The organism is Herbiconiux daphne (assembly GCF_024979295.1).
GTDB lineage: Bacteria > Actinomycetota > Actinomycetes > Actinomycetales > Microbacteriaceae > Herbiconiux > Herbiconiux daphnes.
This window is the reverse complement of sequence record NZ_JANLCJ010000615.1, coordinates 1-577: the sequence shown is the minus strand read 5'-3', so window position 1 is coordinate 577 and position 577 is coordinate 1. Positions and strand designations below refer to the sequence as shown.

Annotated in this window: 2 protein-coding genes; both read left to right on the top strand. The window is 44.2% G+C overall.

Annotated features, from left to right (window positions below; genetic code table 11):
• Positions 1 to 294, top strand: a 294-nt coding sequence (locus N1032_RS26760) for a hypothetical protein (protein ID WP_259543701.1), incomplete at its 5' end; no start/stop codon positions are given.
• Positions 291 to 572 (top strand): hypothetical protein, encoded by a 282-nt coding sequence (locus N1032_RS26755; RefSeq protein WP_259543700.1) that lies wholly within the window; start codon positions 291 to 293, stop codon positions 570 to 572. The genes N1032_RS26760 and N1032_RS26755, both read left to right, overlap by 4 nt.
• Positions 573 to 577: the final 5 nt, after the last annotated feature.

The following is a 577-nucleotide window of genomic DNA, read 5'->3' as shown; positions in this document are numbered from 1 at the left end:
AAAGCGGATAGACTTGTTTATGTCGATGTCGTGGAACACATGATTTTGCACGCACTCATTGCATTTGAAACGAACCACGAGTTTGGCATTGATGGGTATGTCGACCACCTAGCACCAAGGGTCTTGGGTTGGTACGTCGAAGACCGACCACAAACCGCAAAAGAGAAAAGAGAACATTCGACAAAGCCGAGAAAGAAAAAGGCATTCTTGAAACCATTGGATGCCTTGGAAATTTTGTCCGTCACCGAAGCCATCATCAATATTTCAAAACCCAAGGAGGAAACACACGCATGAAAGACAAATTAAATATCGAACAACGCAAATCAATGTTGCGGGATTTATTGGAGGATTACACCCAACGGGTACAAACCAACGACGACGTCATCGAAGCATTGACGGCACAAATCAAGAAAGAATCCGAACGCCGTGCACTCAACGAAGCTTTTGTGGTTGAAGTCAAAGAATTGCTTGCAACCTTGATTGCCCAAACCGAGCTACCAAATCCATGGCAACACAAAACCATCACAATCGATTTTAGTGATGGGTACCCCGAAGACAAATGGTACAAGTAAGTTGG

Excerpts from the sequence above, each read along its gene's own strand:
- N1032_RS26755 (WP_259543700.1), top strand. The coding sequence starts at position 291 with ATGAAAGACAAATTAAATATCGAACAACGCAAATCAATGTTGCGGGAT.